This is a genomic window from Nocardia sp. NPDC057227 (genome assembly GCF_042669725.1).
Taxonomy (GTDB): domain Bacteria; phylum Actinomycetota; class Actinomycetes; order Mycobacteriales; family Mycobacteriaceae; genus Nocardia; species Nocardia asteroides_A.
Window position 1 is genome coordinate 260,480 of record NZ_JBHUXA010000002.1, and the last position, 12,525, is coordinate 273,004.

General features: G+C 70.5%; 16 protein-coding genes and 1 riboswitch. Of the genes, 7 read left to right on the forward strand and 9 right to left on the reverse strand.

Translation table 11 applies throughout. The features are described from left to right. Positions 1–3: 3 nt before the first annotated feature. The gene (locus ACFUJ1_RS04465; protein ID WP_378642348.1) at positions 4–537 is read right to left on the reverse strand and encodes a methylated-DNA--[protein]-cysteine S-methyltransferase; all 534 of its coding nucleotides are present in this window, start codon (positions 535–537) and stop codon (positions 4–6) included. A 56-nt stretch (positions 538–593) separates the two neighbouring features. Then, positions 594–857 carry a hypothetical protein gene (locus tag ACFUJ1_RS04470; RefSeq protein WP_378642350.1) on the reverse strand — a complete coding sequence of 88 codons (264 nt, stop codon included), beginning with the start codon at positions 855–857 and terminating at the stop codon, positions 594–596. A 62-nt stretch (positions 858–919) separates the two neighbouring features. Here ACFUJ1_RS04470 and ACFUJ1_RS04475 point away from each other — a divergent pair, with 62 nt between their 5' ends. Then, positions 920–2,413 (forward strand): PLP-dependent aminotransferase family protein, encoded by a 1,494-nt coding sequence (locus ACFUJ1_RS04475; protein ID WP_378642352.1) that lies wholly within the window; start codon positions 920–922, stop codon positions 2,411–2,413. A 133-nt stretch (positions 2,414–2,546) separates the two neighbouring features. Here ACFUJ1_RS04475 and ACFUJ1_RS04480 read toward each other — a convergent pair whose 3' ends face one another. The 4 genes from ACFUJ1_RS04480 to ACFUJ1_RS04495 all read right to left on the reverse strand — a co-directional run bounded on the left by ACFUJ1_RS04480 (position 2,547) and on the right by ACFUJ1_RS04495 (position 4,914). Further along, positions 2,547–2,984 (reverse strand): hypothetical protein, encoded by a 438-nt coding sequence (locus ACFUJ1_RS04480; RefSeq protein WP_378642354.1) that lies wholly within the window; start codon positions 2,982–2,984, stop codon positions 2,547–2,549. Between the two features lie 52 nt (positions 2,985–3,036). Then, the gene (locus ACFUJ1_RS04485) at positions 3,037–4,134 is read right to left on the reverse strand and encodes a CaiB/BaiF CoA transferase family protein (RefSeq protein ID WP_378642356.1); all 1,098 of its coding nucleotides are present in this window, start codon (positions 4,132–4,134) and stop codon (positions 3,037–3,039) included. 91 nt (positions 4,135–4,225) lie between these two features. Then, positions 4,226–4,645 (reverse strand): DNA-binding protein, encoded by a 420-nt coding sequence (locus ACFUJ1_RS04490; RefSeq protein WP_378642358.1) that lies wholly within the window; start codon positions 4,643–4,645, stop codon positions 4,226–4,228. Next, positions 4,642–4,914, reverse strand: coding sequence for a hypothetical protein (locus ACFUJ1_RS04495; protein ID WP_378642360.1), 273 nt, complete (start codon positions 4,912–4,914; stop codon positions 4,642–4,644). The genes ACFUJ1_RS04490 and ACFUJ1_RS04495 overlap by 4 nt, the downstream gene beginning before the upstream one ends. 60 nt (positions 4,915–4,974) lie before the next feature. On the opposite strand from ACFUJ1_RS04495, the gene ACFUJ1_RS04500 reads away from it, so the two are divergent. Then, complete coding sequence (locus ACFUJ1_RS04500) at positions 4,975–5,457, forward strand: DUF456 domain-containing protein (protein ID WP_378642362.1); 483 nt, start codon at positions 4,975–4,977, stop codon at positions 5,455–5,457. 35 nt (positions 5,458–5,492) lie between these two features. Here ACFUJ1_RS04500 and ACFUJ1_RS04505 read toward each other — a convergent pair whose 3' ends face one another. Then, positions 5,493–6,368, reverse strand: a complete 876-nt coding sequence (locus ACFUJ1_RS04505; protein WP_378642364.1) for an amidohydrolase family protein — start codon at positions 6,366–6,368, stop codon at positions 5,493–5,495. Positions 6,369–6,448: 80 nt separating this feature from the next. After that, positions 6,449–7,840 carry an FAD-dependent oxidoreductase gene (locus ACFUJ1_RS04510; protein ID WP_378642366.1) on the reverse strand — a complete coding sequence of 464 codons (1,392 nt, stop codon included), beginning with the start codon at positions 7,838–7,840 and terminating at the stop codon, positions 6,449–6,451. Between the two features lie 237 nt (positions 7,841–8,077). On the opposite strand from ACFUJ1_RS04510, the gene ACFUJ1_RS04515 reads away from it, so the two are divergent. From ACFUJ1_RS04515 to ACFUJ1_RS04535, 5 genes are all read left to right on the forward strand, one after another. Further along, positions 8,078–8,512 (forward strand): hypothetical protein, encoded by a 435-nt coding sequence (locus ACFUJ1_RS04515; RefSeq protein WP_378642368.1) that lies wholly within the window; start codon positions 8,078–8,080, stop codon positions 8,510–8,512. Between the two features lie 66 nt (positions 8,513–8,578). Next, positions 8,579–8,695: riboswitch (SAM riboswitch) on the forward strand. A gap of 15 nt (positions 8,696–8,710) precedes the next feature. Next, positions 8,711–9,127 carry a rhodanese-like domain-containing protein gene (locus ACFUJ1_RS04520; protein WP_378642370.1) on the forward strand — a complete coding sequence of 139 codons (417 nt, stop codon included), beginning with the start codon at positions 8,711–8,713 and terminating at the stop codon, positions 9,125–9,127. Further along, a complete protein-coding gene (locus tag ACFUJ1_RS04525) occupies positions 9,124–10,338 on the forward strand; it encodes an O-succinylhomoserine sulfhydrylase (protein ID WP_378642372.1) in 1,215 nt (404 codons plus the stop codon). Before ACFUJ1_RS04520 ends, ACFUJ1_RS04525 begins: the two co-directional genes overlap by 4 nt. Positions 10,339–10,378: 40 nt before the next feature. Further along, entirely contained in the window at positions 10,379–11,008 is a 630-nt protein-coding gene (locus tag ACFUJ1_RS04530) for a DJ-1/PfpI family protein (protein ID WP_378642374.1), read from the forward strand. Continuing rightward, entirely contained in the window at positions 11,005–11,448 is a 444-nt protein-coding gene (locus tag ACFUJ1_RS04535; protein WP_378613131.1) for a MarR family winged helix-turn-helix transcriptional regulator, read from the forward strand. Before ACFUJ1_RS04530 ends, ACFUJ1_RS04535 begins: the two co-directional genes overlap by 4 nt. On the opposite strand, the gene fgd is transcribed toward ACFUJ1_RS04535, so the two are convergent. Then, the gene (fgd, locus tag ACFUJ1_RS04540; RefSeq protein WP_378642376.1) at positions 11,445–12,455 is read right to left on the reverse strand and encodes a glucose-6-phosphate dehydrogenase (coenzyme-F420); all 1,011 of its coding nucleotides are present in this window, start codon (positions 12,453–12,455) and stop codon (positions 11,445–11,447) included. The genes ACFUJ1_RS04535 and fgd overlap by 4 nt on opposite strands. Positions 12,456–12,525: the final 70 nt, after the last annotated feature.

Below are 12,525 nucleotides of genomic sequence, written 5' to 3' on the forward strand. Positions count from 1 at the left end.
GGCTCAGAAAAGCGTCGGCTCCCCGAACCCCGACGTCCGCTCGATAGCGAGCATCCGCTGCTTCGTATCGATCCCACCCGGCGCCGAAAACCCGTGCAGCGCATGGTCGGCGGCGAGCACCCGATGGCAGGGAATGATCAGCGGAATCGGATTCCGCCCCATCGCCCGGCCCACGGCCTGCGCCCCACGCGGCGCCCCCGCCAAAGCGGCAACCTCCCCGTACCCGATGGTCCGCCCCGGCCCCACCTCCCGGATGATCCGATAGATCTCCCGATGAAACTGCGGAACCCCGGAAAGATCCAGCGCGATCCAGCGCAGATCGTCCAGCTCCCCGGCGAGGTGGGCGCGGATCGCGGTGACCGCGGCCGCGATCGCTCCGGCCGGGGCCTCGGTCAGCGGGGGCGTGCCGTCACGCTCGGCGAACCGGGCCCGCAACTGCTCCGGATCGGACTCCGGCAGCGCGAACCCGGTCACCGCGTCGCCAACCCAGCTGAGCGCGCACGCACCCAGTTCCGTATCGAAGACGACGGTCGCCATGCCTTCAGTCTGCCGGTACGCACCGACACGTGTGGCGCGGACCGGCCCGACGGAAATCAGGCCACTTCCCGGTGAGTGGACCTTTCGGTTCCGCTGTCCGGCGTCTCCGTCGAACTGGCCTGGTACCTCTCCTCCCTGGCCCGCAGCGCGTCCAGATCCGCGATCTGCCGATGCATGTCGTAGGAGGACGGGCCCGGATCGTTGCTCGGGAACGAGCGGAATCGCTCCGGATACCAGGGCGGTTCGCCGTCCCGGGGCGCGTAGTAGTAGGCCAGCAGGCCGAAGGTGGTCAGGGCGAAGAGGGTGATCAGTGCGGTCATAGGAATGAGAATCCGCCAACTGGACTTGCCGATACATAGCCACTTGCCGAATACTGGACTTTATGGCGACAAGAGTGATCGGTGCGACCAGCCTCACCCGCGACCTGGGCAACTGGCGCAGCGCGGGCGACGAGGCCGAGGGCAAGCGCGGTTCCCGCCCCGCCTACCTGGCCCTGGCCGAGGGCATCCGGCTGCTCATCCACGACGGCCGTGCACCGCTCGGCGTCGCGCTGCCCAGCGAACGCGACCTGGCGACCACGCTCGGCGTCAGCCGCACCACGATCACCTCCACGTACGCGCTGCTCCGCGAGCACGGCTACCTGATAAGCAGGCAGGGTTCGCGCAGCACCGTCGCGCTGCCCGCCGCCGTCCAGCACGACGGCAGCAAACCGTCCCGCAGCATCCTCGCCATGATGACCCAGCCCGAGCAGCCCACCATCGACCTCACCTACGCCGCCATGACCGCCCCACCGGAGATGCGCGAGGCCTACGCCGCCGCCCTGGATGGCATCCCGTCCTTCCTCGGCACCCACGGCATGGACCCGGTCGGCGTGCTCGCCCTCCGCGAGGCCATCGCCCGCCGCTACACCGAACGCGGCCTCCCCACCGGCCCGGACCAGATCCTGGTCACCCTCGGCGCCCAGCACGGCCTCCGGCTGCTGCTCAACGTCCTCACCTCGCCGGCGGCGCGCGTCCTCATCGACCACCCCACCTACCCCAACGGCATCGAGGCCATCCGCGACGTCGGCGCCCGCCCGGTCCCCGTCCCGCTGCGCCCCGACGAGCCGGGCAAGGCCTGGGACCTGGACGGCATCCGCAGCGCCGCCAGGCAAACCGCCGCCACCCTCGCCTACCTGGTCCCCGACTTCAACAACCCCACCGGCCTCCGCATGGACGCCGAGGACCGCGCCGAACTCGCCGCCATCGCCCGCGAAACCCGCATGACCGTCGTCGTCGACGAGTCCATGGGCGAGCTCGACCTCAGTGGCTCCCAATCTCCGCCGCCGGCAGCGGCTTTCGCGAAGGGCTCGGAGATCGTGACGATCGGCTCGGCCTCGAAATCGTTCTGGGGCGGGCTGCGCGTCGGCTGGATCCGCACCAATCAGGCGCTCATCACCAAGCTGCTCGGCATCCGCTCCACCGTCGACCTCGGCACCCCCGTCATGGACCAGCTCGCCCTGGTCCACCTGCTCGGCATCTCCGACGTGCTGCTCGACCGCCGCCGGAGCCACCTGCGCGACCAGCGGGCAGCGCTGCTGGACGCACTCGCCGAGGAGCTTCCGGACTGGCGGGTCGCGCCGAACACCGGCGGCATGTCCGTGTGGGCGCAGCTGCCCGCACCCGTCTCCACCGCTCTTGCCGCTACGGCTCCGAACCACGGCGTCCTGCTGACCGCGGGCCCGCGCTTCGGCGTCCAGGGCGCCTTCGAGCGCTTCCTTCGCCTTCCGTATACCCATCAGGAGGCGGACCTGCGGCTGGCGGTCAAGTCGATCGCCAGCGCCTACGAAGCCCTCACCCCGCGCGCCGCCGACCCCCTCCAGCCATTGACCTACTGACCGCGCACCGGCAGCGGACTCCGCGTCACCGCCACCGGCAATGGCTGCCAGGTGTTCTGGGCCAGCAGGTAATACGCCGGCGGCGGCATTCGGTCACACCGCCCGCTTCGGCATCAGCCGGGGCGGGCGGTCGCTAGTTCTGCTGCTTCACCATGGCCAGATCCCACTGCCCGTGCGGATCTTCCCACACCGCGACGACCTGTCCGAGCGGTCCGACTCTGCCGTCCGCGCTGTCGACACGGTCGAGCTCAGCATCCTCCTCGATGCCATCGATCCAGCGCATCGCCGCTTCCTCGGTACCGTCGGTGGCGAGACGCAGATAACCGACCCGCCAATCGTCTCCAGGCGAGACGACGTCACGCCCGAGGACATAGTCGCCATCGACCAGATACCAGCTCCGGCTCGCGTCCACGCGTAGCGCGAGATCGTCGTGGAACACCAGGAACGGATTCTCGAAGCTCAGCGTGCCGTTGAGTACATCGGGCGCGAGCCAGCCGCCGAGCCGGTCCAGCTCGGTCTCCCGGATGAAGTTGCCCCACGCGTACAGCGCGTACGTATTCGGTTGTGCCACAGCGGGAACGATAACCGGTGGTGCGGAAACGCCCGCACCACCGGTCGAGAACCTACTCCGCCCAGACCTTGTCGATCGGCGTCGCCTCGGTGGGCGGCGCGCTCGGCACCTCGGGCGGCGTCCGCGAGAAGCGCGGGGCGGGCGCGTGCTGCACCACGCCGTCGATGTCGACCAGGCTGTTCCGCGCCACCAGGTGCGGATTCTGCTCGGCCTCGGTGAAGGTGAGCACCGGGCTGGTGCAGGCGTCGGTGCCCTCGAAGACGGCGGCCCACTCGTCGCGGGTCCTGGACTTGAACTTCTCGGTGAAGAGCTTCCTGAGCTCGTCCTGCCCGTTCGGGTCGATCTGGTGCGGGAGCCCGGCCGGGTCGATCTCCAGCCCCTTCAGCAGCTCGGCGTAGAACTGCGGCTCGATCGCGCCGACAGCCATGTACTTGCCGTCGGCGGTCTCGTAGGTGTCGTAGAACGCCATGCCGGTGTCGAGCAGGTTGGTGCCGCGCTCCTCGGACCACAGCCCGACGCCGCGCATGCCCCAGATCATGTGCGAGAGCGAGATCGCGCCGTCCACCATGGCCGCGTCGATGACCTGGCCCTTACCGGAGGTCTGCCGCTCGACCAGCGCCGCCAGGATGCCGAAGACCAGGTACATCGAGCCGCCGCCGAAGTCGCCCGCCAGGTTCAGCGGCGGCACCGGGCGCTCGCCCTTGCGGCCGATGGCGTGCAGCACGCCGGTGATGGAGATGTAGTTGATGTCGTGGCCGGCGCGGTCCGCGAGCGGGCCGTCCTGGCCCCAGCCGGTCATCCGGCCGTAGACGACGCGCGGGTTGCGCTCCAGCACGGCGTCCGGGCCGAGGCCCATGCGCTCGGTGACCCCGGGGCGGAAGCCTTCGATCAGCACGTCGGCTTTCTCGACCAGGTCGAGCACCTTCGCGATGTCGGCCGGGTCCTTGAGGTTGGCCTCCACGATCGTGCGGCCGCGCCACTGCGGGCGCTCCATGTGCCCGGGCAGCTGATGGGGGCGCTGCACGCGCACCACGTCGGCGCCGAGGTCGGCGAGCAGCAGTGCCGCGTGCGGGCCGGGGCCGATCCCGGCCAGTTCGATCACCTTGATGCCCGCGAGCGGGCCCTGCTTGCCGGTGGTTTCTGTGCTCACGCCCTACCTCGGTTCGTCGTCGCAGCCGTTCGTATTGACAGTATGACAACAAGGGGTTGCGGGTCTATGCGCCCCTGCCGGGGTGGTGCGATCAGACCTTTCGGACCAGCACGGTGGGTGGCAGCAGTCGCTCCAGATCGTCGACGTCGGAGGTGAAGACGGTGACGAACCCCGGCTGTTTCATGGCGACAACCGCCAGCGCGGCGTCGATCGCGTATTTATGCCCGTGCAGCCCGGCGTCGGTGAGCAGTTCGCGGGCCGCCCGCGCCTCGTCCTTGCCGATCGTGGCGACCCGCATCCGGGAGACCACCCAGTTCCATCGCGCAGCGGGGGTTCGGGGATCGTGCGCCTCGATGAGCGTCATCGGGGAGGTGATCACGTCGACGTGGCCGGCGCGCGCATTGGCCAGGCGGGCAAGCATCGTGCGGTCGCCGCGGACGGCCAGCGCCAGTGCCTCGCTGTCGAGGACGAAGGTCTGCGGTATCGGCTGGGGTCGGCGGGTGGGTGTCACGCGGCGCCCTGGCCGCCCTTGGCCGTCCGGCGACGGATGTGCTCGGCGTGCAGGTCGTCGAGTTCCCGGTCGGCTGTCGCGGCCTCCTCGGCGGTGACGGCCCCGTGCTCCTGCTCCAGCCGGTCCGCCAGCTCGCCGATGAGGTCGCGATCCCGTTGCGCTCGAACCGCCTCGGTGATGTACGCCGACAGGCCGCGTTCGGCGATCTCCGCGCGGACCTCGTCCAGGAGCTCCTCCGGGATGGTGACCGTGATCTTCTTTGTCGCCATACTTCTCACCATACTCCGGTAGGTGCTGCACTCGACCCGGACATCGGCGACAATGCCCCCGTGAGCGTATGGGGCGAGGTCCTTGTCGGACTGGTGATCCTGGTCGGACTCGTCGGCATCATCGTGCCGATCATGCCGGGTGTGATCCTGATCTTCGGAGCGATCGCCGTCTGGGCGTTCCTGACCGGCGGGGCGACGGCGTGGACGGTTCTGGCGATAGCGACTGTGCTGCTGGTGATCTCGGGCGTGGTGAAGTACACGTGGCCGGGGAAGAACATCAAGGCGGCGGGGGTGCCGAACCGGACGTTGCTGATCGGGGCGGTGCTGGGGATCGTCGGGTTCTTCGTGGTGCCGGTGGTCGGGCTGGTGCTCGGGTTCGTGCTGGGGGTGTACCTGTCGGAGGTGCAGCGGCTGCCCGATGAGCAGCAGGCGCGCAGGTCGACGGGGCACGCGCTGAAGGGCGTCGGGCTGTCGATTCTGATCGAGCTGTTCGGGGCGCTGCTCGCCACCGGGGTGTGGCTGATCGGGGCGTTCGTGGCCTGAGCTGGCCACCTCGATCGGTCACCGGGGCGAGCCGGCTACTCGATGACCGGTAGGGGAAGGGTGGCGTTGGGGTCGAGCCGGGGGAGCTGGTCGCGGCGCAGGGGGAGGGTCGGCGGGTCCTCGGGAACGGCTTGCCAGCGGCCGGGGCGGGGGTCGGAGCCGGCGGGGCGGCGGCGGGCGGGGAGTTTGTAGAAGGCGCGGGCGTTGTCTTCCAGGACGGCGTGCATGTCGGTGCCGATGACGTCGCAGAGCAGGTCGACGTCGGAGTCGCGGAAGGGGCGGCCCGCGCGGGTGCCGGGCAGGTCGGTGCCGAACATGAGTGCGCTGGGGTTCACGGCGTGGATGCGGCGCAGGGTGTCGGGGACGCGCATCTGGACGCGGCCGAAGCCGGTGGCCTTCACGCGGGCGCCGCGGTCGACCAGGTCGAGCAGGTACGGCACGGCTTCGGCGGACATGCCGAGGTGGTCGACGGAGAGCGCGGGCAGCTTGGTGACGACGGGTTGCAGCGAGGCCAGCATCTGACCGTCGATATACAGCTCGACGTGCCAGCCTGCGATGTCGTGCGCCCGCACCGCCTGCTGGGTGAGCTGGGTGATGTCGCCCGCCGCGCGCTTCAGATTGAAGCGCAGCGCGCGCACGCCGATCTTGTTCAGCTCCTGGATCTCCCCGTCGGAGGCGTCCAGGTCCAGCCGGGTGACGCCGACCCAACCCGCGCCGAGCTCGGCGAGCGCGGCCTTCAGGTAGCTCTGGTCGGTCCCCTGGAAGGAGCCGCTGACCACGGCGCCGCCGCTGATGTCGAAGCGCGCCATCCGCTTTCGATAGTCGGCGATGGTGTAGGAGGAGGGCAGGTGTCCCTCGTTCTCGGCCAGCGGGAACCGCGGGTCGAAGATGTGGACGTGGGCATCGAACACGTGTACAGAATGCCTCGAGGTGGGCGCGGCTGTCGCCTGCCGGACGGTACGTTCCGGCAGGCGTCGCGCCCGGCCGCGGGCTAGACCTTGTTCGGCTCGCTGGCGCGCAGCATGTCCTCGCGCTCCACGACCTTGACCCGCTCGCGGCCCTCCGGCTCGCCCAGCGAGCGCTCGTGCGCGTCGAGGCGGTACCAGCCCTGCCAGGTGGTGTAGGGCACGCCCTTGCCCTCGAGGAACTCGACCACGGCCGCCGGGTCGGGGTTCTCGGCGCGCGGGAAGTTCTTGCTGTCGTCGAGCAGGCAGGCGACGGTCTCGTTGGCGTCGCCCTTGGTGTGGCCGATCAGGCCGACCGGGCCGCGCTTGATCCAGCCGGTCACGTAGGTGCCGGGCAGGTAGCGGGCCGGGCCGTCGGCGTTCTCGTCGATCAGGACGCGGCCCGCCTCGTTCGGCACGGTGCCCGCCTGGTCGTCGAAGGGCAGCTGGGTGACGTTCTGCGACAGGTAGCCGACGGCGCGGTACACGGCCTGCACCTCCCAGTCGCGGTACTCGCCGGTGCCCTTGACGTTGCCGGTGCCGTCCAGCTGGGTGCGCTCGGTGCGCAGCCCGACGACCTTGCCGTCGGCGTCGCCGACCACCTCGGTCGGCGCCTCGAAGAAGTGCAGGAAGAGCTTGTGCGGGCGGTCGCCCTGATCGCGGATGGCCCACTGCTCCAGCGTGTTGGCGACCATGTCGACCTGCTTGGAGTGCCTGCGCGCGGCCTCGGAGCCCTCGTCGTAGTCGATGTCCTGCGGATCGACGATGACCTCGATGGTCGGCGAGTGGTCAAGCTCGCGCAGCTCCAGCGGGGTGAACTTGGCCTGCGCGGGGCCGCGGCGGCCGAAGACGTGCACCTCGAGGGCCTTGTTCTGCTTGAGGCCCTCGTAGACGTTCGGCGGGATCTCGGTCGGCAGCAGCTCGTCGCCGGTCTTGGCGAGCACGCGGGCGATATCCAGCGCGACGTTGCCGACGCCGAGCACCGCGACCTGCTCGGCCTCCAGCGGCCAGCTGCGCGGGACGTCCGGGTGGCCGTCGTACCAGGAGACGAAGTCGGCGGCGCCGTAGGAGCCGTCCAGCTCGATGCCGGGGATGGTGAGCGCGCGGTCGGCGTTGGCACCGGTGGAGAAGATCACGGCGTCGTAGAAGCGGCGCAGATCGTCCAGGGTGATGTCGGTGCCGTAGTCGATGTTGCCGAGCAGCCGCACCTGCTCCTTGTCCAGCACCTTGTGCAGCGCGGTGATGATGCCCTTGATCCGCGGGTGGTCCGGCGCGACGCCGTAGCGGATCAGGCCGAACGGCGCCGGCATCCGCTCGTAGAGATCGATGGAGACGTCCGCGTCGGACTTCATCAGCGCGTCGGCGGCATAGATCCCGGCCGGGCCTGCACCCACGATCGCAATGCGGAGCGGCCGGGCCGCCTCACTCTGTTCGGTCATGTTCACGCGCACCTTCGGTCGATACGTTCATCTGGCGTCTACTTAGCCCAGGCTAACCTGAGATCGGTACGGAACCGCGCTCCCATTCTCCCCGGAGCATCGGACGGCGGCTCCGGCACGAGTCGCAAGCAGCCATTCTATCGGCCCTGCTCCGCTCGGTCCGCGACCCGGGTACGCAGCGGGTATCGTGCCGGGGCCGGTGCGCCGACGGCCCAGGTCATCGGTGATCATCGAGGGATGAGCGAGCAGCAGCCCGGCGGCGACGAGCCGGAAGTCCGATCGATCGTGCCGTTCGTGGCGGCGGGTGTGGTCGCGGTGCTGGTCCTGGTGGGGATCGTGCTCGCCGGGGTGCTCTCGCCCGCTGAGAAAAATGTCACAGAGGCGGACAAACTGGCGGCGGCGGTGCGCAACTACGCCGACGCGCGCGGCCGCAGCGACCTGGTGCCCCCGCCCGGCACCGCCTGCCCCGGCTTCGACGAGGCCGCCTCGCCGCTCGCCGAGCAGCTGGGCGGGCCGGAAACCAGCACCGATATCGAGGTCGCCGAGCTGGCGAACCCGGTGGTCGACGGCGCGCGCGGCCGGATCACGGTGACCACGCGGGTGGACGGCCGCACGGCCACCGCCACCTGGAACCTGGCGAAGGAAGGCGACCGCTGGCTGGTCTGCGGATGACGCGCCCGGACGCGGGAGAACTCGTGTTGACAGCACCTGCTTTCCCGGGGCAATCTCGGATCGCAAGGTCATGAGAACCAGCGTCAAGCCCCGGCTCGGCTGGTCGGCAACCCTCCTCCGCGGCGGGGTGCTCCGGGTGACGACCTGGCCGTATGTGGCGTTCCCGTGCGGCAAGCGTGGATTCACAGGAGGTTCGACATGAGTTATGCCGGCGACATCACCCCGAAGCAGGCGTGGGAGCTGCTGCGCGACAACCCGTCCGCGGTGCTGGTCGACGTGCGCACCGAGGCGGAGTGGCGCTGGGTCGGGGTCCCGGACACCGCCGAGGTGGACCGGCCGACGGCGCTGATCGAGTGGGTGGACGGCACCGGCACGCCGAACCCGGCCTTCCTCGAGCAGCTGAACCAGGCGCTGGCCGGGCGTGAGCCGGAGGCGCCCGTCGTGTTCCTGTGTCGCTCCGGCCAGCGCTCGGCGAACGCCGCCACCCTGGCGACCGGCGCCGGAATCGCCCCCTCCTACAACGTGATCGACGGCTTCGAGGGCCCGCTGGACGGCGACGGCCGCCGCGGCACCGCGGGCTGGCGCGCCGACGGCCTGCCCTGGCGGCAGTCGTGATCACCGGGGGCGCCTTCGAGCGGCCGTTGCCGGAGAACGTCGGCCCGGCCACGCTCGGCGTGCGCGGCGGGCTGCGCCGCTCGGGGTTCGAGGAGACCTCCGAGGCGCTCTACCTCACCTCCGGCTTCGTCTACGAGAGCGCCGAGGCGGCCGAGGCCGCCTTCACCGGCGATGTCGAGCACTTCGTCTACTCCCGCTACGGCAACCCGACGGTCGCCGTCTTCGAGGAGCGGATGCGGCTGATCGACGGCGCGGAGGCGTGTTTCGCCACCGCGAGCGGCATGGCGGCGGTCTTCACCGCGCTCGGCGCGCTGCTGAAGGCGGGCGATCGGCTGGTCGCCGCGCGCAGCCTCTTCGGCTCCTGCTTCGTGGTGGCCAACGAGATCCTGCCGCGCTGGGGCGTGCAGACGGTCTTCGTCGACGGCGAGGACCTGGACCAGTGGGAGCAGGCGCTCTCGGTGCCGACCCAGGCGGTCTTCTTCGAGACCCCGGCCAACCCCATGCAGAACCTGGTCGACGTGCGGCGGGTGAGCGAGCTGGCGCACGCGGCGGGCGCGAAGGTGGTGCTGGACAATGTCTTCGCCACCCCGCTGCTGCAGCGCAGCCTGGAGCTCGGCGCCGATGTGGTGGTCTACTCCGGCACCAAGCACATCGACGGCCAGGGCCGGGTGCTCGGTGGCGCCATCCTCGGCGACCGGGAGTACATCGACGGCCCGGTGAAGACGCTCATGCGGCACACCGGCCCCGCGCTCAGCCCGTTCAACGCGTGGACCCTGCTCAAGGGGCTGGAGACCATGCCGCTGCGGGTGAAGCACTCCACCGAGTCGGCGCTCAAGGTCGCCCGCTTCCTGGAGGGCCACCCGGCGGTCGGCTGGGTGCGCTACCCGTTCCTGGAGACGCACCCGCAGCACGATCTCGCCACCGCGCAGATGAGCGGCGGCGGCACCGTGGTCACCTTCGAGCTCGCCGCCGGCGACGGCGAGGGCAAGAAGCGCGCCTTCGAGGTGCTGAACCGGCTGCGGGTGGTCGACATCTCGAACAACCTCGGCGACGCCAAGACGCTGATCACGCACCCGGCCACCACCACGCACCGGGCGATGGGCGCGGAGGGGCGGGCCGGAATCGGGCTCACCGACGGCGTCGTCCGCATCTCGGTCGGCCTGGAGGACGTCGAGGACCTGATCGCGGACCTGGACCACGCGCTGGGCTGAGCTGTTGACAGCATCCTGTCAAACATGACAGGATGCTGTCATGACTTCGGAACCTCGCATCGTGTACACGGCGGTCTACGACACCCTGGCCGACTGGGAGGTCGGGGCCGCCATCGCCTACCTCAACAACCCCGAGCTGCAGCGCGAGCCGGGCTCGCTCGCGGTGCGCACGGTCGGCCGCGGCACCGAGCCGGTGACCACCGGCGGCGGCATGCGCGTCCTGCCCGACGTGGATCTGGCCGAGGTCGACCTCGACCGGGCGGCGGCGCTCATCCTGCCGGGGGCGAACCTCTGGGATCAGGGCGACGAGCTGGAGGGCTTCGCCGAACTCGCCCGCGACTTCCTCGACGCCGGGCGCCCGGTCGCGGCCATCTGCGGCGCCACCTTCGGGCTCGCCAAGGCCGGGCTGCTCGACACCAGGGCGCACACCAGCAACGACCCCGGCTACCTCGCCGCCAGCGGCTACGCGGGCAGCGCGCACTACCGGAACGAGCCCGCGGTCACCGACGGCAACGTGGTCACCGCGACCTCGCTGGCGCCGTTCCACTTCGCGCACCAGGTCTTCGCGGCGCTCGACGTCTACGAGCCGCAGGTACTGGACGCCTGGTTCCGGCTCTTCGCCGAGCGCGACCCGAGCGCCTACGCCGTGCTCGCGGAGCACGGGGCGTGACCGAGCAGGAGCTGTTCAGCACCGCGGCCATCACCTCGTTCGCGCTGAACGGCCGCTTCCTCGCGGTCGCCGAGAAGCTCGCCGCGCCCGCCGGGCTCACCGCCGCCTGGTGGCAGGTGCTCGGCGCGGTGCTGCCCGAGCCGCTCCCGGTGGCGGGCATCGCGCGGGCGATGGGGATCACCAGGCAGAGCGTGCAGCGCATCGCCGACCTGCTGGTCGGCAAGGGGCTCGCCGAGTACCGGGAGAATCCGGCGCACCGGCGCGCCAAGCTGGTCGCCGTCACCGACGAGGGGCTGGCCGCCGTGCGCCGGATCAGCCCGCAGCACGCGCAGGTGGCGCACCGGCTCGCCGCCGAGCTGGGCGCCGAGCGGTTCGCCGAGATCGTCGCCGCGCTCACCGAACTCGCGGCGACGATGGATCGGCTCGAGCTGGACTCCTAGCCCAGCTTGCGCAGCCGCGGCCCCAGGTCCCGCTGGAAGAGGTCGAGGAAGCGGCGCTGGTCGTGGCCGGGGGCGTGGAAGACCAGGTGGTTCAGGCCGGCGTCGAGGTAGGGCTTGATCTGTTCGACGGCTTCGTCGGGGTCGCTGGCGACGATCCAGCGCTTGGCGATCTGTTCGATCGGCAGGGCGTCGGCGGCGGCTTCCATCTCGATGGGGTCGGTGATGGAGTGCTTCTGCTCGGGGGTGAGCGAGAGCGGGGCCCAGAAGCGGGTGTTCTCCAGCGCGAGCTCGGGGTCGGTGTCGTAGGAGATCTTGATCTCGATCATCTTGTCGATGGGGTCGAGGTCGCGTTCGGCCTTGGCGGCGCCTTCGGCGACGGCGGGCAGCAGCTTCTCGGTGTAGAGCTCCATGCCCTTGCCCGAGGTGCAGATGAAGCCGTCGCCCGCGCGGCCGGCGTAGCGGGCCACGACCGGGCCGCCCGCGGCGATGTAGACGGGGATGCCGCCCTCGGGGACGTCGTAGATGGAGGCGCCGACGGTGTGGTAGTACTCGCCGTCGTAGTCGACCCGGTCACCGGTCCAGAGTGCGCGCATGAGCGCGACCGACTCGCGCAGCCGGGCGAAGCGCTCCTTGAAGTCGGGCCACTCGCCCTTGTAGCCGGTGGCGATCTCGTTCAGCGCCTCGCCGGTGCCGACGCCGAGGAACACCCGGCCGGGGTAGAGCACGCCCATGGTGGCGAAGGCCTGGGCGATCACCGCGGGGTTGTAGCGGAAGGTCGGGGTGAGCACCGAGGTGCCGAGCTCGATCCGCTTCGTGCGTTCGCCGACCGCGGCCATCCAGGCCAGGGAGAAGGGGGCGTGGCCGCCCTTGTGCCGCCAGGGCTGGAAGTGATCGCTGACGGTCGCGCTGTCGAGGCCGTGCTCCTCGGCGAGGACGGCGATCTCCACCAGTTCCCGCGGTCCGAACTGCTCGGCCGAGGCCTTGTACCCGAGCTTGAGGTCTGCCATGTGCGCCGCTCCTGTCGCCACGTTGCCGCGGGCACTTCGTGCCGGGCGCCCGCCTTCATCGACCATAGAG